This is a genomic window from Sphingomonas profundi (assembly GCF_009739515.1).
Classification (GTDB): domain Bacteria; phylum Pseudomonadota; class Alphaproteobacteria; order Sphingomonadales; family Sphingomonadaceae; genus Alterirhizorhabdus; species Alterirhizorhabdus profundi.
The window spans coordinates 2,779,140-2,802,248 of record NZ_CP046535.1 but is presented as its reverse complement, the minus strand read 5'-3'; the positions used below and the strand labels follow the sequence as shown (position 1 = coordinate 2,802,248).

At 70.3% G+C, this 23,109-nt stretch carries 23 protein-coding genes; 14 read left to right on the top strand and 9 right to left on the bottom strand.

Annotated elements, in window-relative coordinates; genetic code table 11:
- The first annotated feature begins 50 nt into the window (after positions 1-50).
- The gene (locus GNT64_RS13350) at positions 51-2,057 is read left to right on the top strand and encodes a DNA/RNA non-specific endonuclease (protein ID WP_156679962.1); all 2,007 of its coding nucleotides are present in this window, start codon (positions 51-53) and stop codon (positions 2,055-2,057) included.
- Positions 2,058-2,076: 19 nt separating this feature from the next.
- Here GNT64_RS13350 and GNT64_RS13345 read toward each other — a convergent pair whose 3' ends face one another.
- Genes GNT64_RS13345 through GNT64_RS13325 form a run of 5 tightly spaced genes read right to left on the bottom strand, consistent with a single transcriptional unit; the run spans position 2,077 to position 4,475 of the window.
- A complete protein-coding gene (locus GNT64_RS13345; RefSeq protein WP_156679961.1) occupies positions 2,077-2,853 on the bottom strand; it encodes a VOC family protein in 777 nt (258 codons plus the stop codon).
- A 25-nt stretch (positions 2,854-2,878) separates the two neighbouring features.
- The gene (locus GNT64_RS13340) at positions 2,879-3,226 is read right to left on the bottom strand and encodes a DUF1428 domain-containing protein (protein WP_156679960.1); all 348 of its coding nucleotides are present in this window, start codon (positions 3,224-3,226) and stop codon (positions 2,879-2,881) included.
- 25 nt (positions 3,227-3,251) lie between these two features.
- The gene (locus GNT64_RS13335) at positions 3,252-3,629 is read right to left on the bottom strand and encodes a VOC family protein (RefSeq protein ID WP_156679959.1); all 378 of its coding nucleotides are present in this window, start codon (positions 3,627-3,629) and stop codon (positions 3,252-3,254) included.
- Positions 3,619-4,083 carry an SRPBCC family protein gene (locus GNT64_RS13330; protein ID WP_156679958.1) on the bottom strand — a complete coding sequence of 155 codons (465 nt, stop codon included), beginning with the start codon at positions 4,081-4,083 and terminating at the stop codon, positions 3,619-3,621. The genes GNT64_RS13335 and GNT64_RS13330 overlap by 11 nt, the downstream gene beginning before the upstream one ends.
- Positions 4,080-4,475, bottom strand: a complete 396-nt coding sequence (locus GNT64_RS13325) for an ArsR/SmtB family transcription factor (RefSeq protein WP_197276987.1) — start codon at positions 4,473-4,475, stop codon at positions 4,080-4,082. Before GNT64_RS13325 ends, GNT64_RS13330 begins: the two co-directional genes overlap by 4 nt.
- A gap of 105 nt (positions 4,476-4,580) precedes the next feature.
- Between GNT64_RS13325 and GNT64_RS13320 the strand changes: the two genes are divergently transcribed.
- Entirely contained in the window at positions 4,581-4,988 is a 408-nt protein-coding gene (locus tag GNT64_RS13320) for a hypothetical protein (RefSeq protein WP_156679957.1), read from the top strand.
- A gap of 12 nt (positions 4,989-5,000) precedes the next feature.
- On the opposite strand, the gene GNT64_RS13315 is transcribed toward GNT64_RS13320, so the two are convergent.
- Positions 5,001-6,542, bottom strand: coding sequence for a cation:proton antiporter (locus GNT64_RS13315; protein WP_156679956.1), 1,542 nt, complete (start codon positions 6,540-6,542; stop codon positions 5,001-5,003).
- Positions 6,543-6,842: 300 nt separating this feature from the next.
- Here GNT64_RS13315 and trhO point away from each other — a divergent pair, with 300 nt between their 5' ends.
- Together trhO and GNT64_RS13305 are read left to right on the top strand one after the other, a co-directional pair.
- Positions 6,843-7,712, top strand: coding sequence for an oxygen-dependent tRNA uridine(34) hydroxylase TrhO (gene trhO, locus GNT64_RS13310; RefSeq protein ID WP_231639005.1), 870 nt, complete (start codon positions 6,843-6,845; stop codon positions 7,710-7,712).
- 9 nt (positions 7,713-7,721) lie between these two features.
- Positions 7,722-9,347: an NAD(P)/FAD-dependent oxidoreductase gene (locus GNT64_RS13305; RefSeq protein WP_156679955.1), complete on the top strand. Its 1,626-nt coding sequence runs from the start codon at positions 7,722-7,724 to the stop codon at positions 9,345-9,347.
- A gap of 16 nt (positions 9,348-9,363) precedes the next feature.
- On the opposite strand, the gene GNT64_RS13300 is transcribed toward GNT64_RS13305, so the two are convergent.
- Positions 9,364-10,101, bottom strand: coding sequence for a Crp/Fnr family transcriptional regulator (locus tag GNT64_RS13300; protein WP_156679954.1), 738 nt, complete (start codon positions 10,099-10,101; stop codon positions 9,364-9,366).
- Between the two features lie 205 nt (positions 10,102-10,306).
- A complete protein-coding gene (locus tag GNT64_RS13295; protein ID WP_156679953.1) occupies positions 10,307-10,978 on the bottom strand; it encodes a glutathione S-transferase family protein in 672 nt (223 codons plus the stop codon).
- Positions 10,979-11,102: 124 nt separating this feature from the next.
- Between GNT64_RS13295 and GNT64_RS13290 the strand changes: the two genes are divergently transcribed.
- The 4 genes from GNT64_RS13290 (at position 11,103) to GNT64_RS13275 (ending at position 14,787) form a co-directional block, all read left to right on the top strand.
- Positions 11,103-12,854, top strand: coding sequence for an acyl-CoA dehydrogenase (locus GNT64_RS13290; RefSeq protein ID WP_156679952.1), 1,752 nt, complete (start codon positions 11,103-11,105; stop codon positions 12,852-12,854).
- A gap of 109 nt (positions 12,855-12,963) precedes the next feature.
- A complete protein-coding gene (locus GNT64_RS13285; RefSeq protein ID WP_156679951.1) occupies positions 12,964-13,512 on the top strand; it encodes a nuclear transport factor 2 family protein in 549 nt (182 codons plus the stop codon).
- A 26-nt stretch (positions 13,513-13,538) separates the two neighbouring features.
- On the top strand, positions 13,539-14,363 hold the full coding sequence (locus GNT64_RS13280) for an SDR family NAD(P)-dependent oxidoreductase (RefSeq protein ID WP_156679950.1): 825 nt from the start codon (positions 13,539-13,541) through the stop codon (positions 14,361-14,363).
- A 10-nt stretch (positions 14,364-14,373) separates the two neighbouring features.
- Entirely contained in the window at positions 14,374-14,787 is a 414-nt protein-coding gene (locus tag GNT64_RS13275) for a GFA family protein (protein WP_156679949.1), read from the top strand.
- Between the two features lie 27 nt (positions 14,788-14,814).
- On the opposite strand, the gene GNT64_RS13270 is transcribed toward GNT64_RS13275, so the two are convergent.
- Positions 14,815-15,489: a TetR/AcrR family transcriptional regulator gene (locus GNT64_RS13270; protein ID WP_197276986.1), complete on the bottom strand. Its 675-nt coding sequence runs from the start codon at positions 15,487-15,489 to the stop codon at positions 14,815-14,817.
- 155 nt (positions 15,490-15,644) lie between these two features.
- Here GNT64_RS13270 and GNT64_RS13265 point away from each other — a divergent pair, with 155 nt between their 5' ends.
- Genes GNT64_RS13265 through GNT64_RS13240 form a run of 6 tightly spaced genes read left to right on the top strand, consistent with a single transcriptional unit; the run spans position 15,645 to position 23,092 of the window.
- Positions 15,645-17,108: an aromatic ring-hydroxylating oxygenase subunit alpha gene (locus GNT64_RS13265; RefSeq protein WP_197276985.1), complete on the top strand. Its 1,464-nt coding sequence runs from the start codon at positions 15,645-15,647 to the stop codon at positions 17,106-17,108.
- 46 nt (positions 17,109-17,154) lie between these two features.
- A complete protein-coding gene (locus tag GNT64_RS13260; RefSeq protein ID WP_156679946.1) occupies positions 17,155-19,614 on the top strand; it encodes a TonB-dependent receptor in 2,460 nt (819 codons plus the stop codon).
- A 13-nt stretch (positions 19,615-19,627) separates the two neighbouring features.
- Positions 19,628-20,857, top strand: a complete 1,230-nt coding sequence (locus GNT64_RS13255) for a cytochrome P450 (protein ID WP_156679945.1) — start codon at positions 19,628-19,630, stop codon at positions 20,855-20,857.
- Entirely contained in the window at positions 20,854-21,378 is a 525-nt protein-coding gene (locus tag GNT64_RS13250) for a nuclear transport factor 2 family protein (RefSeq protein WP_156679944.1), read from the top strand. Before GNT64_RS13255 ends, GNT64_RS13250 begins: the two co-directional genes overlap by 4 nt.
- Positions 21,375-21,950 carry a nuclear transport factor 2 family protein gene (locus GNT64_RS13245; protein WP_156679943.1) on the top strand — a complete coding sequence of 192 codons (576 nt, stop codon included), beginning with the start codon at positions 21,375-21,377 and terminating at the stop codon, positions 21,948-21,950. Before GNT64_RS13250 ends, GNT64_RS13245 begins: the two co-directional genes overlap by 4 nt.
- Complete coding sequence (locus GNT64_RS13240) at positions 21,947-23,092, top strand: alkene reductase (RefSeq protein WP_156679942.1); 1,146 nt, start codon at positions 21,947-21,949, stop codon at positions 23,090-23,092. Before GNT64_RS13245 ends, GNT64_RS13240 begins: the two co-directional genes overlap by 4 nt.
- Positions 23,093-23,109 lie beyond the last annotated feature (17 nt).

Here is a 23,109-nt window from a genome sequence, read left to right as displayed (position 1 = left end):
TGGCGCTGCCTCCGCCGGCGTGGATGATCGGCGCGGCGGAGGAGCGAGCCATGACCGAACTGTCCCGATTCGACGACGAGGCGCTGCGGGCGGAGATCGCGGCCGGGCGCGGGCAACCGGCGCCCGCCGCCGACCCCGCGGCGATCGTGCAGCAGATCGTCCACCGCGCGCAGGCGGGCGCCGGCATCGACTTCGACGTGTACGAGGCGCTGATCGGGCGCAACGACCTGGTCGAGACCAACTATCTCGAGCGCGGGCTCATGGCGGCGCGCGCGGTGTGCCGCATCAACGTGGCGGCGGTGGCCGGCGACGGCGGCGACTGGGGCACCGGCTTCCTGATCGGCCCGCGCCTGCTGCTCACCAACGCGCACGTGCTGGCGAGCCCCGCCGATGCGGCGCGCGCCACGGTGGAGTTCGGCTACGAGCTGGACGGCACCGGCCGGCTGAAGCGTACCACCCGCTTTCGCCTGACGCCCGAGGATGGCTGGATCGGCAGCCCGCGCGACGCGCTGGACTACACGATCGTCGCCATCGCCGCGCAGAGCGAGGACGGCACAACGCCGATCGACGCGTTCGGCTATCTCCGCCTCGATCCCCGCACCGGCAAGACGGAGGTGGGACAGTATGTGACGGTGATCCAGCATCCGGGTTCCGCCACCAAGCGCATCTCGCTGCGCGAGAACAAGGTCGTCAAATATGGCGACGACCATCATGGCGAGCGCGACGACTTCCTGTGGTATTCGTCGGACACGGCGCCAGGCTCGTCCGGTGCGCCGGTGTCGACCGACGCGTGGCAGGTGGTCTGCCTCCACCATGCCGGCGTGCCGCAGCGGCGGACGATCGACGGCGCGGAGCATTGGCTGCTGGCGGACGGCACGACGCTGCCGGCGGCGATCGCCCGCGACCTGCCGGCCGAGCGTGTCCGCTGGCTCGCCAACGAGGGCGTCCGCACCTCGCGGCTGATCGCCGACGTGCAGGCGCGGGCGGCGGCGCCCGGTTTCACCCTTAGTCCGCTGATCGACGATCTGGTGCAGGATGCGGGCGGGACCAGGCCGTTCGCCGGCACGATCCCCGGCCAGAGCATCGTCGGCCCGCCGCTATTCCCTGTCGCGGCCGCCGCCGTGGCGCCGGTGGTGCTGGAGGCGGCCAGGCGGCCCGCACGCCGCACCCACCCGATCGACTATTTCGACGATCGCGAGGGCTATGACGCCGATTTCCTGCGCGTGCCGATCGCCCTGCCCACCCTGACGGACGACGCCCTCCGCTTCGGCACGGTCGCGCCGGTCGCCGGGGCCGACGACGACGTGCTGCGCTACCGCCACTTCTCGATCCTGTTCAACGGCGATCCGGCGCGCAAGATCGCCTTCTACACCGCCGTGAACATCGATGGCGCGCGGTGGACGAACCTGGATCGCGGCAACGACAGCTGGTTCTACGACGCGCGCATCCCGCCGGAACTGCAGAATGGCGACGAACTCTACGGCAGCGAGCCCGTGCCCTCGAAGAACTATTTCGATCGCGGCCATCTCGTCCGCCGGCTCGATCCGGTGTGGGGCACGGCGGCGGAGGCGCAGCAGGCCAATGACGACACGTTCCACTGGACGAACTGCTCGCCGCAATATTGGGGGTTCAACCAGGGCCAGGATCTCTGGCAGGGGCTGGAGAACTTCATCCTCTACAATACCGACGAGGAGGATGTGCGCGCCTCCGTGTTCACCGGCCCGTTGCTGCGCGACGACGACGAGGCGCATCGCGGCATCCTGATCCCGCAATACTTTTGGAAGGTGATCGCGGTTACGGATGCGGCCGGCACGCTGTTCGCCAGTGCCTATCTGGTGAGCCAGCAGGCCTATGCCCGCGACATCCCGTTCGAGCGGCTGCCGATCGGCCCGAATAGCAGCGAGCCGGGCGAGAACTTCCAGGTGCCGGTCACGCGGATCGAGGCGGAGACCGGGCTGCGCTTCGCCGACGCGCTGCGCGCCGCCGACGTCTATGAGGGGGCGGCGGGCGGGCGCCGGCTGCGCAGCTACGCGGACATACGGCATCCGCGACGCTGAGGCCGGCGCCCCGCCCGCGTCACGCCTTGGCGCCGACCAGATGGAACATCACGCCCTGCGGATCGGCCGCGACGACGATGTGGTCGCCGCCCGGCACCTCCTGCGGGCCGTGCAGCACATTGCCGCCGCCGGCGGCGATGCGCGCCGCCGCCGCGTCGATGTCCGGCACGCGGAAATAATAGCTCCACATCGGCGGCGGGCCGGCCTCCTGCCGGGTCATGACGGCGCCGATCGGCGCGCCGCCATGATCGAGGAACACATAGTCGCCCAGGTCGCCCATCGGCATCGATCCGCTCTGCCGCCAGCCGAACTGCTCGCCGTAGAAGATGAGGGCGGCGGCCTGATCCGTGGTGGCGAGTTCGTGCCAGGCACAGTGGCCGATCGCCCTGGGATCGAACGCGCGGCTGTCGGACTCGCTGGCGCCCCGCATCACGTAGAAGAGGACGCCCTGCGGATCGGTCACCAGCGCCATGCGGCCGACGCCCGGCAGGTCGTTCGCCGGCATGTGGACCGTGCCGCCGCCGGCCGTGATCGCGGCGACGGCGGCGTCCACGTCGTCGACGCCCACATAGCCCAGCCAGCCGGGCCGCAGCCCGCCTTCCGCGGCACCGGCCGGCAGCGTCATCATCCCGCCGACGCCGGTCTCCGCGGTGGAGAAGATCGTGTAGCCGGGCGCCCCCTCGCCGCCGAAGGGCGCCGCCGCCCAGCCGACGACGTCTGCGTAGAAGCGGCCGGCGGCGTCGGGATCGGTCGTCATCAGTTCGTACCAGATGTGGGTGCCGTGGGGATTGGGCATGGCATATCCTCCGGTGCGGGGCGGGTCAGGCGTCGAGGATCGGCTGGAAACCGCCGAAGATCATGCGCTTGCCGTCGAACGGCATCTCCATGTCGCGCATCGCCGGATCGTCCATCATCTTCTTGACGCCGGCGTCGCGCACCTCCTTGGACGGCCATTCCAGCCAGGAGAACAGCACCACCTCGCCCTCCTCCGCCTTCACCGCCATGCGGAAGTCGGTGATCTTGCCCTCGGGCACGTCGTCGCCCCAGCATTCCACCATGCGCAGCACGCCGTAGCTCTTGAACATCGGCAGGGCGGCCTGCGCGTGGGCGATATACGCCTCTTTCTTGGCGGCCGGCACCGCCAGAACGAAGCCGTCGACATAGTTCATCGTCTCTCTCCTTGCTGAGGGTTGCCTAGAAGCTGTTCAGGTGCAGGATGTTGCCGTCGGGATCCTTCAGCCAGACGAGCGTCGCGCCACCCGCGACATGGACGTTGCCCTCCAGTGTCAGCCCTTCCATCGCTGGATAATGCTCGAACGTGACGCCCTTGCGTTCGAGGGCGGCGACGATCGCGTGGATCTCGTCGCCGCAGCCCCACACCACCGCGTTGGCGCGGTTGCCGCCGGCCGCGTCCGATCGGTAGACCACCAGTCGCGTCGATCCGGTCGCGAAGACGATCACCTCGCCGCTCTCCTCCACGATCGGCAGCTCCAGCACGTCGGCGTAGAAGGCGCGGGCGCGCGGCAGATCGCCGACGGCGACGATGGCGGAAGAGGCGATGTCACGCAGCATGGTCGGTTCCTTCCCCGGCGGTGGAGCGAGCGGCGATCAGCCGTTCTAGCTTGTCGAGCGCGCCGCTCCAGCCCAGGCGGTGGCCGTCGCGTTCCCCGGCATCGGGCAGGCGGGAGTGGGTGAGGGTCAGCTCGGTGCCGCCGGCGATTGGGCGCAGGTCGAACTCAAGCAGCGATTCCGGGTCGGGGCGGCCGATCCAGCGCCACGTCATCGCCAGCCGCGTCGGCGCCGCCACCTCCAGATAGGTGCCGACGCTCTCATGCTCGCTATCGTCCAGCATGCGGAAGCGCACGCGGAAGGCGCCGCCCACCCGCGCGTCCGCCTCGCTCAGCAGCACCGGGCCGTCGTCCGGCCCCCACCACCGGGCGATCAGCTCCGGGCGGATCAGGGCGGCGAAGACGGTGTCGGGGGAGGCCCGCATCCGTCGCACGATCGTGAGGCTGGTGTCGCTCATCGCGCCGCCTCCATCTCCTCGGCCACCGCCGTCAGGCGGTCCAGCCGGTCGCTCCAGAAGCGTTCGTAGCGGCTGAGCCAGCCCATCGCCTCCTCCATCGGCTGCGCCGCCAGCCGTACGGAGACGGTTCGGCCGCTCTTGTCCCGCCGGATCAGCCCCGCGCCGGCCAGCACGTCGAGATGCTTCATCACCGCCGGCAGCTTGATCGGCAGCGGCCGGGCGAGATCGCTGACCGACAGGCTTTCCTCGGCCTCCAGCCGCGCCAGCATCGCCCGCCGGCTGGGATCGGCCAGCGCCGAGAAGATCCGGTCCAGCCGTGCGGGATCCTGGTTCGGAGAGGCGTAATTGTTCACCATCTGGTAAAGTGTGAAACGATCCTGCGACCCTGTCAACCGGCCGCGCGCAGGCGCCGCTCGCGGTGCGCCCGGCCGTGGTCAGCACAGGTTCAGCGGAGATCGCCTACGGTGTCGGCACAGCTCCAGTCAGGACGATTCCTCATGCGTTTCATGCCCTTGCTCCTCGCCGGCGCGTTGCTCTCCGCCGGCACGGCGATGGCCGCCAGGTCCGCCGATCCGGAGGCGAAGATCGCCAAGGCGCTCGCCGGCCGCGTGCCCGGCGAGCCGGTCGACTGCATCAACCTGCGCGATATCCGCTCCAGCCGGATCATCGACCGGACGGCGATCCTCTACGAGACGAACGGCGGCCGCTATTATCTGAACCGGCCGGAAAGCGGCGCCAACTTCCTCGGCTGGGACGACATCCTCGTCACCGACACGCACAGTTCGCAGCTGTGCAGCATCGATATCGTCCGCCTCGTTGATCGCGGCAGCCGCTTCCCGTCCGGCTCGGTCGGGCTCGGCAAGTTCGTGCCTTATACCAAGCCGGGCAAGGCCAAGAGCTGGTAGCGGATCGGGCGGTCAGTTCGCCTCGATCTGGCGCTCGTCGTCGGAGGTGAGCGCCAGCGCGCGGAAGTCCAGCTCCTCCTGCAGCACCTGGTAGGTGTCCGGCCCCACCTCGTGCGTGGCGCGCAGCGCCTCCAGCCGCTTGCGCTCGGCCGTGATCGCCCGCAGGCCTAGCGCGCGGCGCCGCTCCAGCGGCTCTGGCGAGGGCGGGTCGGCCACGGCGGCATGCTCCAGCCGGTAGGCGTAGCGTAGATGCTCGGCCTCGTCGCCGGGCTCCCCGTCCAGGCTTCCCGTCGCCGCCTCCGCCAGCGCCGTGCGCGCCGATGCCAGCTCGCGATCCAGATCCTCCGTGTCGCTCAGCTTCAGCAGGCGGATCAGCGGGATCACCGTAGCGCCCTGCACCACCAAGGTGGCGAGCACCACGGCGAAGGCGGTGAGCACGATCACGTCGCGTTCCGGGAAGTCGCCGGGCAGGGCGAAGGCGGTGGCCACTGTCAGCAGCCCGCGCATCCCGCACCAGCCGACCAGCACGCCCTGCGCCAGCGTCGCCGGCTCATAGTCGCCGCGCAGCAGCCGCACCCGCTTCGCCACGCGGTTGTAGCCGATCACCCAGACCAGCCGGACGAGGATGACGCCGAGGATGACGAGGCCGGCGATGCCGAGCGCATGTTCCAGCCGCGCCGCCGGCATGCGGCCGACGATGATCCGCACCTGCATGCCCATCAGCAGGAAGGCGAGCACGTTGAGCAGGAAGACCACCGTCTCCCACACTGCATAGGAGTGGAGCCGCACGCGCGGCGGCTGGCGCAGCGCGGCGGTGCGCGCGATCGTCATCGCGAAGGCGACGACGCAGAGCACGGCGGAGAGGTGCAATTTCTCTGCGATGATCCACACCCAGAAGGTGTTGACGAACTCCAGCAGGTTGCCGCCCAGCGTGCCCGCGACGAAGCGGACGATGCGGCGGTAGAGCCACGCCAGGCCCACGCCCAGGGCGATGCCGCCCGGCGCCTCCAGCCCCAGCTCCAGCGCGATCGTGCCGTCTATGCCGCCGTGCTGCTGCACCGCGACGGCGGCGGTGAACAGCAGCAGCGCGGTCGCGTCGTTGAGCAGGCTCTCGCCCTTCAGCACGGCCAGCGTGCGGCGCGGCATGGAGACGCTGTTCAGCACCGCCATCGATGCCGCGGCGTCCGGCGGGGCGACGATCGCGCCCAGCGCCACGGCGGCCGCGATCGGCAGACCGGCGAAGGCCCAGCCGATCCACGCGACCACGGCGGCGGTGAGCAGCACCGCCACCACGGCCAGCGCGAACAGCGGCCGCCACAGCCGCCACACCACGCCGGCCGGAAAGTCGAACGCGGCGTCCAGCAGGGCCGGGGCGATGAACAGGGGCAGAGCGAGCGCCGGATCGATGCGGATCTGCGGCGCGCCGGGAACGAAGGCCAGCCCCACGCCGGCGGCGGCGAGCAGCGCCGGATAAGGCAGGCAGAAGCGGCGCGAGACCTGCAGCAGCAGGATCCCGCCGAGCAGCAAGGCGAGCAGGCTCTCGAAGAAGGTCATCCGGAGGAGTCAACCGGATCGGCGATCCGACGTTCCCGATCCCGATCCGTTGTTTATCGGCGCCGCCTTCGGCAGTCCGAGCCGCGGACACGGTGTCTCGGCTCGCACCGGCCTGTCGCGCAAGATCGGCGCGGCGGAGGCGATGGCGTCGACGGTGTCGGCGGTCGTCCATCGGCGCGGAAGCGCGGCTGGCGGCGCCTGCGAAGCCGCCTTCGCTTGGGTGGCGCGCGCGCCGTCCCTTGCCACGCCGCCACCGACGCGCCATCGCCCGGTCGCTCCGCCTGCCGCCTGGATCATGCCTTGCCCGCCTCCGCCCTGCCGTTCCGCGTCGCCGCGCTCTACCGCTTCACCCCGTTCGCCGACGCGGCCGGCTTGCGCGAGCCGCTCGCTCGTGCCTGCCGGGCGGCGGGGGTGCGCGGCACGCTGCTGCTGGCGCCGGAAGGCATCAACGGCACGATCGCCGGCACGGACGAGGGCGTCGCCGCCGCGCTCGCCCACATCCGCGCGCTGCCGGGCTGCGCCGATGTCGAGGTGAAGACGTCACGCGCCGCGACGCCGCCGTTCGATCGCCTGAAGGTGCGGCTGAAGCGGGAGATCGTCACGATGGGCGAGCCGGCGGTCGATCCCTTGCAGGGCGTCGGCCACTATGTGCCGGCGGCCGAGTGGAACGCGCTGATCGCGCGGCCGGGCACGATCCTGATCGATACGCGCAACGATTATGAGGTGGCGATCGGCAGCTTCGCCGGCGCGATCGATCCGGCCACCGCCAGCTTCCGCGATTTCCCCGCCTGGTTCCGCGCCAATCGCGCGGCGCTGGCGAAAGGCGAGGCGGCGCCGCGCTTCGCTCTGTTCTGCACGGGCGGCATACGCTGCGAAAAGGCCACCGCCTTCCTGAAGGCGGAAGGGGTGGACGAGGTCTACCACCTGCGGGGCGGCATCCTGCGCTACCTGGAGACGGTGCCGGCGGCGGAGAGCCGCTGGCGCGGCGAATGCTATGTGTTCGACGGCCGCGTCGCGGTGGCGCACGGCCTGGCGCTCGGCACCCACGCGCTCTGCCGCCCGTGCGGCCGCCCGGTGAGTGCGGCGGACCGCGCCTCGCCGCTCTACCGCGAGGGCGTGAGCTGCCCGGCCTGCTACGGTGCGTTGGCATCGCCGGGCGGGGCAGGGTAGAGCGCGGCGATGCTCCGCGTGTCCGAACTCAAGCTGCCGCTGGATCACCCGGCGGACGCGCTGCCCGCCGCGCTGGTCGCCCGGCTGGGCATCGCCCCCGCCGAGCTGACCGGGTGGGAGATCGTGCGCCGCGCCAACGATGCCCGGCGCAAGTCCGCGATCCAGATGGTCTATTCGGTGGATGCCGCGGTGGCGGACGAGGCGGCCGTTCTCGCGCGCTTCGCCGGCGATCCGCACGTCCGCCCGCGCCCGGATACGGCGTATCGCTTCGTCGCGCGGGCGCCGGCGGGGTGGGGCGGCCCGCGCCCGGTGGTGATCGGCGCCGGCCCGTGCGGCCTGTTCGCCGGGCTGATCCTGGCGCAGATGGGTTTCCGCCCGATCATCGTCGATCGCGGCAAGGTGGTACGGGAACGGACGAAGGACACCTGGGGCCTGTGGCGGCGCGGCGTGCTGGAGCCGGAATCGAACGTGCAGTTCGGCGAGGGCGGCGCCGGCACCTTCTCCGACGGCAAGCTGTGGAGCCAGATCAAGGATCCCCGCTTCCTCGGCCGCAAGGTGCTCGCCGAGTTCGTGAAGGCCGGCGCGCCGCCAGAGATACTGGTGGAGGCGCATCCGCACATCGGCACCTTCCGCCTTGTCACGATGGTGGAGAGCATGCGCGCCACGATCGAGGCGCTCGGCGGCGAATATCGCTTCGGCCGGCGGGTGGAGGACATCGACGTCGCGGTCGCGACAGACGGTACGCGGCAGGTGCGCGGCCTCCACTTCCACGATGGCGGCTATCTGGCGGCGGACCATGTGGTGCTGGCGGTGGGCCACAGCGCGCGCGACACCTTTCACATGCTGCACGATCGCGGCGTGCACGTGGAAGCGAAGCCCTTCTCGATCGGCGTGCGGATCGAGCATCCGCAGTCGTGGATCGATCGCGCCCGTTTCGGCGCGTGCGCCGGCCATCCGGATCTGGGCGCCGCCGCCTACTCGCTCTCGCACCACTGCGCGAACGGGCGGACGGTCTACAGCTTCTGCATGTGCCCCGGCGGCCGCGTGGTGGCGGCCACCTCCGAGGAGGGGCGCGTGGCGACGAACGGCATGAGCCAGTATTCGCGCGCGGAGTTCAATGCCAATTCGGGTCTGGTCGTCGGCATCGATCCGGCACGCGACTATCCCGGCCATCCGCTGGCCGGCATCGCCCTGCAACGGCACTGGGAATCCCGCGCGTTCGTGGCCGGGGGCGGCACCTATGCGGCACCCGGCCAGCGCGTCGGCGATTTCCTTGCCGGCCGCCCTTCCGAGGCGCTCGGCAAGGTCGTCCCCTCGTACAAGCCCGGCGTCCGGCCGACCGACCTTGCCGGGTGCCTGCCCGATTATGCGGTGGCGGCGCTGCGCGAGGCGCTGCCCGTGTTCGGCCGGCAGATCGGCGGCTACGATCATCCCGACGCGGTGATGACCGGGGTGGAGACGCGCACCTCCTCGCCGGTGCGGATCACGCGCGGGCGGGATTTCCAGAGCCTCAACACCGCCCGCCTGTTCCCGGCGGGCGAGGGCGCGGGCTATGCCGGCGGCATCCTCTCGGCCGCGGTGGACGGCATCAAGGTGGCGGAGGCGGTGGCGCTGAGCCTGCTGGCGGCGCGGTAGCCTTGGCCGGCCGCGCCTATAGCGCCAGGCCGCCCGCACTCTCCGGATGCAGATAGGCCGCGCTGAAATCGCCCACCTTGGCGAGCCCGGCCCAGTCCTCGATCGTCACCGTGCGGCGGTTGCTGGTGATCAGCCCGCTCACCCGCAGCCCCTGGAGGGTGCGATTGACGTGGATGGGGGTGAGGCCGGTCGCGTCGGCGATCTGCTCCTGCGTCATCGGCAGTTCGTAGCTGCTGCCCTCGCTCAGGCCGGCGGACCGCAGCCGCACGGCGAACTCGCAGAGCAGGTGGGCGATGCGCGAGCGCGCGTCCCGCCGCCCGACATTGGCGATCCATTCGCGGAAGATCGATCCGTCGACCAGCGTCTCGATCCACATCGCGCGGCCGATCGCCGGGTGGGCGAAGGCCAGCTCGCGCACGGCCCGCGCCGGCGTCAGCGCCACCTCGCCCGCCGTCAGCATCTGCACATTGTGGTCGGCCACGCCGAGCAGGGAGTTCTGCAGATCGAGCAGATCGCCGGCGATGTGGATCGAGACGATCTGGCGGCTGCCGTTGCCGACGATCTTGTGGCGATAGGCATAGCCGGAGAGCAGCCCGCAACAGTCCACGGGTTCGTCGCCCTCGCGCATGATGTGGCTGCCGCCGTTCAGCCGCTTGACGGTGAAGGGGAGGGCCAGGAAGGCCGCGCGATCCGACTGCGTCAGTGCCGTGCGGCGGGAAAGCTTGCGCAGTATCGGCGAGAGGACCGATTCCATCCCATCCTTCATCGATACTGCCGCGACCCCCGCCGATCCTCCGCCGATACCCGGCGCCGGCGGCGATGCCGTTCACGCGCGGGCACAGGTATCTGGAAGACAAGAATTATCTTCCCGGAACGATCGTCTTAGGCGCGCTCCGGAAGGGGCGCTCTAACCTGAATTAGCGGGCCGGCCGCAAGTCTCGGCGCCGGCGGGCGCGCGGTCAGTCGCTCGCTTTCGTCCGCGCGGCCGGGGCGTGGGCGCGGAACGTCTCCATCTGCGCCGCCATCGCCCGCACGAAGGCGGGTCGCGCCTCGCAGCGCGCGCGATAGGCGTCCAATGTCGGGAAGCGCGAGAGGATGCCGCTCGCTACCAGCTCCCGCAGCACCGTCGTCATGATGAGGTCGCCGGCGGTGAAGCGGCCTTCGAGATGATCCCGGTCGCCAAGCCACGCGGCCAGCGCCGTCAGTCGGCCGCACACCGCCTCCTCCACCTGCGGCCGGCGCTCGGTGGTCCACGCCTCGCCACGGTGAAAGGTGTCGATCGCCGCGAGGCTGGCGACGTGCGGCTCGACCGAGTTCAGCGCCGCGATCACCCACGTCGTCATTCGCGCCCGGCCGGCCGGGTCGCGCGGGCAGAGCGCCTCCGACTGGTCGGCGATGTGCAGCACGATCGCGCCGGATTCGAACATCTCGACCGTGCCGTCGCGATAGGCCGGCACCTGACCGAACGGCTGCCAGGCGCGATATTCCGCCGATTCGCGATCGCGCAGGCCGATCAGCGCCTCGCGATAGGGGAGGCCCGCTTCCTCCAGCGCCCAGCGCACGCGCAGATCGCGGACGAAGCCTTGGGCGAACGGCGGCACCCAGCGAAAGGCGGAAACCTCGATCGTCATGCGCGTCTCCCCGGAACGGTCTCGTCCGGAACCCTACGCTTCAGCCCGCGGCATGACCACGGCGGGCTGGATCGACGCGCCGCATGCGCTATGAAGCGTCTTTCCGTTCACGTAAGGAACAGCGATGACGTACACGCCGCCGCTCGCCGAACAGGGCTTCGTGCTCGAAACCGTCGCCGACCTGCCCGGGCTCGCGGCGCTGCCGCCGTTCGCGGATGCGACGGCCGACATGGTGGAGGCGATCCTCGCCGAGGGCGGACGCTTCGCCGCGGAGGCGTTCGCGCCGCTGAACCGCATCGGCGACACGGAAGGGGCGCGCTGGTCTGCGGACGGCGTGACGCTGCCGGCCGGCTTCCGCGAGGCCTATGCCGCCTATGTGGCGAACGGGTGGGGCGCGGTGGGCGCCGATCCGGCCTATGGCGGACAGGGCCTGCCCTTCGTGCTGGCGACCGCCGTGCAGGAGCAGCTGACCTCCGCCAACATGGCCTTCTCGCTATGCATGATGCTGACGCAGGGGGCGATCTCCGCCATCTCCGCGCACGGCAGCGAGGAGCAGCGCGCGCTCTACCTCTCCCGGCTGATCTCGGGCGAGTGGAGCGGCACGATGAACCTCACCGAGCCGCAGGCCGGATCCGACGTGGGGGCGCTGCGCACCACCGCCACGCCGGCCGGCGACGGCACCTACCGCATCAGCGGATCGAAGATCTTCATCACCTGGGGCGACCATGATCTCGCCGGCAACGTCGTCCACCTGGTGCTCGCGCGGCTGCCGGGCGCGCCGGCCGGCACCAAGGGGATCAGCCTGTTCGTCGTGCCGAAGTTCCTGCCCGGCGCGGATGGCGAGCCGGGCGCGCGCAACGACCTGCGCTGCGCCTCGATCGAACATAAGCTCGGCATCCACGCCTCGCCCACCTGCACGATGAGCTACGGCGACGAGGGCAAGTGCGTCGGCTGGCTCGTCGGGCCGGAGCATGGCGGCATGCGGGCGATGTTCACGATGATGAACCACGCGCGCATCGGCGTGGGCCTGCAGGGCCTGGCGGTGGCGGAGCGGGCCTATCAGGGCGCGCTCGGCTACGCGCGGGAGCGGGTGCAGGGCGGGCCGATCATCACCCACCCGGACGTGCGGCGGATGCTGATGACGATGCGCGCGCTGACCCAGAGCGCCCGCGCGCTCACCTACTACAACGCCGCCGCCGTCGATCGCGCCCATGCCGAGCCGGACGAGGGCGCCCGCCGCGCCGCGCAGGCGCTGGCCGATCTGCTGACGCCGATCGGCAAGGCGTGGGGCACCGACGTGGGCGTCGATGTCGCGAGCCTGGGCATCCAGATCTTCGGCGGCATGGGCTATATCGAGGAGACCGGCGCCGCCCAGCATCTGCGCGACGCCCGCATCGCCCCGATCTACGAGGGCACCAACGGCATCCAGGCGCTCGACCTCGTCGGCCGCAAGCTGCGGCTGGAGAATGGCGAGCCGGTGCGCCGACTGATCGGCGAGATCGCGGCCTTCGGCGCGGCCGGGGGCGACGGCCGCCTCGCGCCGATCCGTCGCGAGGTGGCCCGCGCCGCGGCGACGCTGGAGGAGGCGACGGCGGCGATCGTCGCCGACGGCCAGCGCGATGCGGCGGCCGGCGCCACCCCCTATCTCCGGCTGTTCGCGCTGGTGCTCGGCGCGTGGCTGCTCGGCCGTCAGGCGGAGGTGGCGGTCGCGCGGCTGGACGCGGGCGAGGGCGACGCCGCCTTCCTGGAAGCCAAGATCGCGACGGCCGCCTTCTTCGCCGCGCAGATCCTGCCGCAGGTGGATGGGCTGCTGCCGGCGGTGCGCGCCGACGCGACCCTGCTGTTCGCGCTGGACGAGGCGCAGCTCGCCGCCTGACGCGCGCCTGACCGGCTAGTCATATCGCCAGCTGCCGCCGCCCGCATCGCGCTCGCTAGAAGCGGTACGGAGAGGCGGCGCCAGGCCGCTCCCGCCGGTGGAGAGCGACATGCCGGAGAGCGTTGCGCCCGTGAGCGATGTGCCCGGCAGCGATGCGCCGGGCAGGGATGCGCGGCTGGACGCGCTGCTCAGCCGCGCCGAGATTTACGACGTGCTGACCCGCTACTGCCGCGGCGTCGACCGCTGCGATGTCGAGCTGCTGCGCTCCGTCTACCATGACGACGCGATCGACGATCACGGCATGTTCAAGGGGCCGGGCCACGCCTTTGCCGAGTGGATCGTCGCGTGGGAGCGCGAGAATATCCGCGGCTGCCAGCACTTCATCGGCAACTTCGCCTGCGAGATCGAGGGCGATACCGCCTTCACCGAAACCTACTGCATCTCGTTCAGCGAGGACATGAACGGCCGCAACGCGACCGTCTACAACCGCTACGTCGACCGCTTCGAGCGGCGCGGCGGCGTGTGGAAGATCGCCGATCGCCGCGTGGTGCTCGATCTCACCCGCACCGACGATGCGTCGCCGCCGTTCGGCGCGGTGCCCGGCTGGGATTTCACCTGGGGCCGGCGCGACCGTTCCGATCCGGTCTACCGGAACTGACGGCCAGGATCGGGGAGGAGCGAGGCATGACGCAGCAGTTCGCCGGACGCACGGCGATCATCACCGGCGCGGCACGCGGGCAGGGGCGGGCGATGGCGCTCGCGCTGGCGCTCGAGGGGGCGGACGTGGCGATCTGCGACGTCGGCACGCCGGATCTCGCCACCGTCGACTACCGGCTCGCGACCACCGCCGATCTGGAGGGGGTGGCGGACGAGATCCGTGCTCTGGGGGTGCGGGTGGTGGCGCGCACCTGCGACATCCGCGATCGGGCGCAGATCGATGCCTTCGTCGGCGCGGCGGTGGGCGAGCTCGGCCGCATCGACATCCTCGTCAACAATGCCGGCATCCTGTCCGGCAACCGGCCGGTGCACGAGATGCCGGACGAGCAGTTCGTGACGATGATCGAGGTGAACCTGATCGGCCTGTGGCGCGTCACCCGCGCCGTCGTGCCGCACCTGATCGCCGCCGGTGGCGGGCGGATCGTCAACGTCGCGTCCGCCGCCGGGCTGGTGGGCGCGCCCGGCTTCGGCCATTATTGCGCGGCCAAGCACGGCGTGGTCGGCCTCACCAAGACGATGGCGGCGGAACTGGCGCCGCACCGCATCACCGTGAACGCGATCTGCCCCGGCCTCGTCGATACGCCGATGGTGACGCACTCGGCCGGCCAGCTCGCCGGACAGCTCGGCATCACCGAGGACGAGGCCTATGACGCCTTCCTTACCGTCCACCACATCAAGGAGCGGATCACGCCCGAGCAGTCGGCCGCGGCGGTGCTCTATTTCGCCGGCGAGGCGGCGCGGGTCGTGACCGGTGCCTGCCTGGCCGTAGACGCCGGCTGGACGGCGACGTGAGGAGAAGGCGATGAGCGACGCCACCCGCACCGGCGGCTGCCTCTGCGGGCAGGTGCGCTACACCGTGCCGGCGGAGCCGCTGGCCACGGCGATCTGCCACTGCCGCAACTGCCAGCGCCAGTCCGGCAGCGCGCTCTCGGTGGTGGCGGTGTTTGCGCGCGATGCGCTGGCGGTGACGGGCGCGCTCACCGTCTACGAGGATCGCGGCACCAGCGGGCAGACGGTGTTCCGCCAGTTCTGCGGCCGCTGCGGATCGCCGGTGCTGACCGATACGGAGCGGGCGCGCGAGCAGGGCGTCATCTTCGTGAAGGCGGGCACGTTCGACGAGGTGGCGGATCTGAAGCCGACGGCGCATTATTGGGTGAAGCGCGCCCATCCCTGGCTGCCGCTGCCGGACGACGCCACCCTGCTGATGCAGGAGTGAGGCACTAGGCACCCGACGGTCGCGCCGTCACCTCTCTGTCGCCAGCCCGCCGGCGTGGAACTGCTGGACGACGTTCACCACGAGATCGATCACCGTGCGCGCCCGCGCCGGATCCTCCCAGATGTCCGAATTGAGCGCCACGCCTTCCACCACCACCCAGACGAAATCGTTCATCGCATCCAGTTGCGTCGCGTCGCGCCACTCGGGAAAGACCTTCTCGATCTCGGCGCGCCACACGCGGTCGTAGCGGCGGGCGCGCTCGACGAAGATCGGGCGCAGATCGGCATCCGTGCGTGAGGCGAGGTGCAGCGCCAGATAGGCGCGATACTCCCGCTCGTGGCAGCTCTCATAGGCGACGGTGATGCCGTGGAAGCGTGCCGTGCGCTCCTCGTCCGACAGGCGGCGGATGCGATCGAGGAACCGCTCCATCCGCTTGTAGAGCGCATATTCGATCACCGCCGCCATCAGGTCCAGCTTGGCGGCATAATGATGCAGCATCGCCCCGCGCGACAGGCCGGCGCGATCGGCCACCAGCTGCAGCGAGCAGCCGGCATAGCCCCCGTCCGACAGGCAGTCGAGCGCGGCCTCCAGCACCACGTTGCGGGTCTCCAGGCTCTTGCGCCGCTGCCAGCTCGCCTCCCCGATGTTGCCGTCATGGGTCAGGCTGTCGGGCAGCAAGGTGACGAGGGCGTCATGGGTCATGCGACAGTCCATAGCGCGAACCTTAGCATCGGCATGAAAAAGAACGATCGGTCTGTTTTCTATCAGAAACGCTAGGTATCCGCCCGGGGCGGGGAATGAGAGTTTTGCCGCAGCAAACTCGCGGCCTCGCGAAGGCAGAACCTGCGGAGAGAGATGTGGACGACACGACCGCGCGTTTCCGCGCCGACCGGCATCCGTCAGAATCCTATGAGGACATTTTGGAGCGCGATACGCGCGCCATCCCCGATCATCTGCGCCAGGGGCCGACGCGCGACCTGGGCGACGAGGGCATCCCCGCCAGCGACTATTATGATCGCGATCATTTCGCGAAGGAGGTCCGCCACGTCTGGCTGAAGGTGTGGCAGTGGGCCTGCCGCGAGGAGGACATACCGAACCCGAACGACGTGTTCGTCTATGAGAATGTCGGCAAGAACATCCTCGTCGTCCGCCAGGAGGATGGCGGCATCAAGGCGTTCTACAACAGCTGCCTGCACCGCGGCCGCAAGCTGGCCGACGGGCCGGGCAACAAGGTGGACCTGCGCTGCAAGTATCACGGCCTGGCGTGGCACTGCTCGGGCGCCTTCAAGCACAATCCGATCGGCTGGGATTTCCCGCAGTTCCAGCGGATGGACATGAGCCTGCCGGAAGTGCGCGTGGAGACGTGGGGCGGCTTCGTCTTCGTCAATTTCGATCCGGCGGCGAAACCGCTGATGGACACGCTCCAGCCGCTGGCCGACCATTTCGACCGCTACGATTTCGCCAACCGCTACAAGGCGGCGCACACCTCCAAGGTGGTGCCGTGCAACTGGAAGGTGATGGCGGAGGCGTTCATGGAGAGCCACCACACCATCGTCACCCATCCGCAGCTGGCGCCGTTCCTGGGCGACGTGAACAGCCAGTATGACGCGCTCAGCGATCATGTGACGCGCCAGTTCACCGCCACCGGCGTGGTGAGCCCGATGCTCGCCGATCGCCGGTTCGGCGACATGGACATCTTGAAGGCGATGGCGGCGGCGGGCGGCAGCCATGTCGCCGGCGGCCGGAGTTCCCGCAAGGACGGCGAGGTCGCCAAGCGGCCGGTGCGGGCGCGCGAGAGCGTCGGCACGCCCGATGCGCTGGAGGAGGGCGTGACGGCGCGGATGCACACCTGCGAGGTGACGCGGGCGGCGCTGGGCGCGGAGGACGGGTGGGATTATGCCCAGGTCTCCGATGCCGAGATCATCGACGCGCTGCTCTACAACGTCTTTCCGCACATGAGCTTCTGGGCCGGCTACGCGCCCAACGTGGTCTATCGCTGGCGGCCGAACGGGCTCGATCCCGAAACCTCGATCATGGACGTGATCATCCTGAAGCGGGTGCCCAAAAACGGGCCGCGGCCGCAGCCGGTGAAGGAGCACCGGCTGGCGCTGGACGAGGACTGGTCCTCCTCGCCGATGCTCGGCGCACTGGGCCCGGTGTTCGAGCAGGACATGGACAATCTGCCGCAGGTGCAGGAGGGGCTTCGCGCCTCCGGCACCGGGCTGGTCCACTTCGCGCTCTATTCGGAAATGCGCATCCGGCTGCTGCACGTGCTGATCGCCCGGATGATCGCGCAAGGGGAGGCCCGGGCGGGCGCCTGACGGCCCGCCGCGTACGAGCGACAACGACAACAGAGGGGGAACGGGGATGAGGAACGGTATGTTCGTCGGCGGGCGCGCGCGCCTGCTGCCGGCCGCGATGATGCTGGCCACCACCATTCTGGCCGGCATGGCCGCGCCGGCGCTGGCGCAGGACGCATTGTCGGCGCAGCCGCAGCCGCAGCAGCCGGGGGCCGCCGGCGGCGCCGCGCCCGACCGCGCCGATACCGGCGTGGAGGAGATCATCGTCACGGCGCGCAAGCGCGACGAGACGCTGCTTCAGGTGCCGGTCGCCGTCTCCGCCGTCAGCGCCAGCGACCTGAACCGCTACGCCGCCACCGATCTGGGCAAGATCGGCCAGCTGGTGCCGCAGGTGATCCTGGCGAAGTCCGGCGGCGGCGGCGCCGGCGCCTCCTTCACCATCCGCGGCATCGGCTCCTCCGCGCTCGACGCCGGCATCGACCAGACGGTGGCGCTGAACCTGGACGGCCTGCAGATCAGCCGCGGGCGCCTCGTCACCCAGAGCTTCTTCGATCTGCAGCAGGTGGAGGTGCTGAAAGGCCCGCAGGCGCTGTTCTTCGGCAAGAACAGCCCGGGCGGCGTCGTCTCCGTCCATACCGCCGGCGCGACGCGCGACTTCGAGGGCTATGCCCGCGCCGGCTACGAGTTCAAGGCGGACGAACGCTTCGTCGAGGGCGCGGTCTCCGGCCCGATCACCGATACGCTCGGCTTCCGCCTGGCGGGGCGCGGCAGCAAGATGGCCGGCTATATCCGCAACGTCGCCGGCCCGCTCGGCATCCCCAGCGATCCGGCCAACCCCTCTCCCGGCGCCGCGCACGGCCGCGATCCGGGCACGCGCGAGATACTGGGCCGCGCCACGATCGAGTGGCGGCCGGGCAGCGATTTCAGCGCCGTGTTCAAGCTGTTCGGATCGCGCCTGCGCGATCATGGCGAGACATCCGGCACGGAGCTGAAGTGCCAGGGCAACCCGCAGACGCTGGATCTGCTGAGCGGCGTCTTCGTGCAGGATCCCTATGGCGACTGCAAGCTGAACGGCCGCCGCTCGCTGGGCGCGCTGAACCCGGTGCTGGCCGCCGGCTATCCGGAATCGAACGGCGGCGTGCCGATCACGCGCTACTCCGCCGTGCTGTCGTCGCTCACGCTCGACTACAAGGTCGGCCCGGTCGCGCTCACCTCGGTGACGGGCTACTGGCGCTACAAGAATGACAGCTTCGACAATTTCGCCTTCGATGCCACGCCCACCGTGTTCGGCGCCAACCTGGACAAGAGCCACGCCTTCACGCAGGAGCTGCGCGCCAATTCCAGCTTCGACGGACCGATCGATTTCGCCGCCGGCCTCTATTTCGAGGATGGCGGGCGCGATACGCGCGGCAACGGCTTCATCGCCAATGTCGGCGCCGATGCGCGCAACGGCCAGTATAACAACTGGTCGCTGCTCAGCTTCAACAAGACGCGCGCTTATTCCGCCTTCGGCCAGCTGATCTGGAACATCACGCCGCAGATCGAGCTGGCCGGCGGCGTGCGCTACACGCATGAGCGCAAGCGAGTCCGCCTGGGCAACTCCTTCGTCAATCAGAACCTGGTCGCCTTCGGCCTCGTCGCGACCGAGGGGCAGTTCACGTCCGGCCGCTTCAGCGACGACGACTGGTCGCCCGAGGCGACGCTCTCCTACCATCCGACCAGCAACACCACACTCTACGGCGCGTACAAGACGGGCTACAAGTCGGGCGGCTTCTCGAACCCGTCGATCCTGTCGTTCGGGCAGACGGCGGCGGATCTCGGCTTCCGCTCGGAATCGGCCGAGGGTGGCGAGCTGGGCGCCAAGGGATCGTTCATGGGCGGACGGCTGGCGCTGAACGCCGCGCTCTACCGCTACAAGTTCAACGGCCTGCAGCTCACCTCGTTCAACCCCTCGCCGCCCTCGTTCACGATCCGCAACGCCGCCTCGGCCCGCACCACCGGCGCGGAGGTGGACGGCAGCTACCAGATCACGCGCGACTTCCAGTTGCGCGCCGCCGCCGGCTACAACCGCGCCAAATATCTGAGCTTCCCGGCCGCCCCCTGCTATCCGGGGCAGACGCTGGCGCAGGGCTGCACCGCCGCCAACACGCAGGATCTCTCCGGCACGGCGCTGGTGCGCGCGCCGAAGTGGAACGTCACCGGTGGTTTCAGCTACGATACGCTGATCACCACGGCGGTGAAGCTCGGCGTCTCGGGCGACGCGAATTATACGAGCGGCTACTGGCTGCAGGAGAACCAGAATCCGGTCGCCTGGCAGCAGGGCTTCGCCCGCCTCAACGCCAGCCTGCGGCTGCATGCGGAGAATGATGCGTGGGAACTGGCGCTGATCGGCCGCAACCTGACCAACAAATATTACGGCGTCGCGGGATCGGACAAGCCGTTCGGCACCCCGGACGAGATCTGGATCAGCATCGGCCGCCCGCGCGAGGTGCTGCTCCAGGGCACCGTGCGCTTCGGCAACCGCTAGACGAAAGGCCCGCATGACCAGCCTCGCCACCGCCGCCCCGCCGGCGATACCCGACCACGTACCGCCCGATCGGATCGTAGACTTCGACATCTTCCAGCCGGCGGGGGTGGAGGAAGACTATTTCGCGGCGTGGCTGGCGCTGCAACGGCCGGGCGGCCCCGATCTCGTCTGGACACCGCGCAACGGCGGCCACTGGATCGCGACCGGCGGCGAGGCGGTGCGGCAGCTGTGGGGCGATGCCGCCGCCCTTTCCAGCGAGGTGCTGGCGGTGACGCCGGGGCTGGGCGACGTGATGCGCTTCATCCCGCTCCAGCTCGATCCGCCGGAGCACGGGCCGTATCGCAACGCGGTGATGCGCGGCTTCGCCAGCAGCCACATCGCCCCGCTGGAGCCGCAGGTCGTCGCCTTGGCGAACGACCTGATCGACGGCCTGATCGGGCGCGGCACTTGCGAGTTCGTCGAGGAATTTGCCGAGGTGCTGCCGGTCAACCTGTTCCTCACCCTGATCGGCGTGCCGACCGAGGATCGCCCGCGGCTGCGCGTCTTCGGCAAACAGCTGACCCGGCCGGACGGATCGATGACGGTGGAGGAACTGGCGCAGGCGGTGGACGACTATCTCTGGCCGTTCCTGCAACAGCGGCTGGAGATGCCGGGCGACGATCTGTTCAGCCGCATCCTCTCCGTGCCCATACAGGGCCGGGCGTGGACGGTGGACGAGGCCAAGCGGATGTGCCGCAACCTGCTGTTCGGCGGGCTCGACACGGTGGCGGCGATGCTGGGCATGGTCGCGCTGCACCTCGCCCGCAATCCGGCCGACCAGGCGCGGCTGCGGGCCGAGCCCGATCTGATCCCGGCCGCCGCCGACGAGCTGATGCGGCGTTACCCCACCGTCTCCGTCAGCCGCAACCTGGTGGCCGACGTGGCGGTGGACGGGGTGGAGATGAAGGCGGGCGATCTCGTCTACCTGCCCAGCGTGCTGCACAATCTCGATCCGCGCAGCTTCGACGCGCCGCAGGAGGTGCGCTTCGATCGGAAGCTGAACGCGGTGAAGCACACCACGATGGGCGCCGGCCCGCATCGCTGCGTCGGCGCGGGGCTCGCGCGGATGGAGGTGATCGTGGTGATGCGCGAGTGGCTGCGGCGGCTGCCGCCGTTCGCGCTCGATCCCGATCGGCCGGTGACGATGAAGGGCGGCAATGTCGGCGCCTGCACGGCCGTGCCGCTCGTCTGGCAGCCGGCATGATCGGCGCGGCTCCGGCGACGCTCGCCGACCTGATCGATCGCGCCGCGATCGCCGATCTGCTGAACGGCTACGCCTACGGCATCGACCGGCGGGACTGGCCGCTCTACCGCTCGATCTTCACCGACCGGCTGGAGGTGGATCTCGCCTGGTCCGGCGTGGACGCGTCGATGCCGGCCGACGAGTGGGTGGCGACCGTCCGCGCCACGCTCGCCCCGTTCGACGCGACGCAGCACCGCATGACGAACATCGCGATCGATCTCGGCGCCGACGAGGCGATCCTGCGCACGCAGATGACGGCGCGGCACATGCTGGTGGAGGACGGCGCGGAACGGCATCACCTGATCGGCGGCTACTACACGCATCGCGTGGTACGCGCCGGCGGCGGCTGGCGGATCGCGCGGCTGGGCCTGACGATCATGTGGGAACAGGGCGATCGCGGCCTGTTCGATCGCGCCGCCGCGCGCGGCCCGCGCACCCGGGCGGACGTGGGCGAGCAGGGCATGCAGGCGGGCGGGGCATGAAGGCGGGGGATGAGATGACGACGCTCGACGAACTTGCCGCCCGTGCCGCCATCACCGACGTGCTGCACCGCTACGCCCGCGCGATGGACCGGATGGACGCGGACCTCGCCCTTTCCTGCTGGCATCCCGGCGGCACGGACGATCACGCGCCCCTGTTCGCCGGCACCGCCGAGGGCTTCGTCGCGTGGCTGTGGCCGGTCCATGCGGCGATGGTGGCGACGCGCCACGTGATCTCGAACATCCTGATCGTGGTGGACGGCGATCGCGCCGCCAGCGAGTCCTACTGGACCGTCACCCTGCGGATGACGGCGGACGACGGCACCCTGCACGACATGTTCGGGCAGGGCCGCTACGTCGACACGTTCGAGCGGATCGACGGCGTCTGGGCGATCCGCCACCGCCAGTCGCTGCACGACTGGGATCGTATCGATCCGGTCGGCCCGCGCATGGGCGAGGCGGATGCGCCGATCGCGGTGACGCCGAACAACCCGGAGGTCGCGGCCAAGCCCGTCGCGCGCGATCGCAGTGACCACAGCTATGCCGTCCTCACCTTCAAGGAGCCCGTTCGTTGACCATCGACTCGTTGTTCGCCCCGCTGGATCTCGGCCGCGTCACGATCCGCAACCGCGTGGCGATGGCGCCGATGACGCGTCAGCGTTCCACTCTGGACGGCGTGCCGACCGACCTGAACGTGGAATATTATCGCCAGCGCGCGGGCCTGGGGCTGATCGTGACGGAGGGCGTCTACCCGTGCGACATGGGTAACGGGTATCTGTTCACCCCCGGCCTCCACACCCCGGCGCAGGTGGCCGGGTGGCGCCGCGTGGCGGAGGCGGTGCATGGCGAGGGCGGGGCGATCTTCGCCCAGGTCATGCATGTCGGCCGCCTGTCCGATCCGCTGATGCTGAACGGGCGGCAGCCGGTCTCCGCCTCGGCGGTGCGGCCCGATCCGCTGGCGCGCCACTATACCGTCACCTGTCCGCGTCCGAAGCGACCCTATCCGGAGCCGCGGGCGATGAGCCATGCCGAGGTGCTGGAGACGATCGACGCATACAAGGCGTGCGCCCAGGCGGCGCTGGATGCCGGGCTGGACGGGGTGGAGATCCACGCCGCCAGCGGCTACCTGCCGATGCAGTTCCTCTCCACCAACACCAATCTGCGCACCGATGCGTGGGGCGGCAGCGTCGAGAAGCGCGCCGCCTTCCTGCTCGCCTGCGTCGATGCCATGGCGGAGGTGGCGGGGCCGAAGTTCGTCGCGGTGAAGCTGTCGCCCGGCTGGTCGTTCCACAACGTGTTCGACGACGATCCGGTCGCCACCTACAGCCATGTCGTGCGCCAGCTTTCCGCGCGCGGCATCGCCTATCTCCAGCTCGGCGACTATGCCGTGGGGTGGGACGTCTACGGCACGCTGCGGCCGCTGTTCGACGGGCCGGCGATGGTGGTCGCGGGCTTCACCCGCGCCAGCGGCGCGGCGGCGATCGCGGCGGGCACGGCGGATATCGTCGCCTACGGCCAGGCGTGCATCGCCAACCCCGATCTGGCGGCGCGCTATCGCGCCGGCCAGCCGCTCAACCGGCCGGAGATCGCCACTTATTACACGCAGGGCGAGGAGGGCTATACCGACTATCCGGTCTATGCCGACGTGACCGACGAGGCCACCCTGCAGGACGTCGACGCCGCGCCGACCCCGCTCGACCCGAAGGTGACGGGCTGAGCGGTTGACGCTGCCCC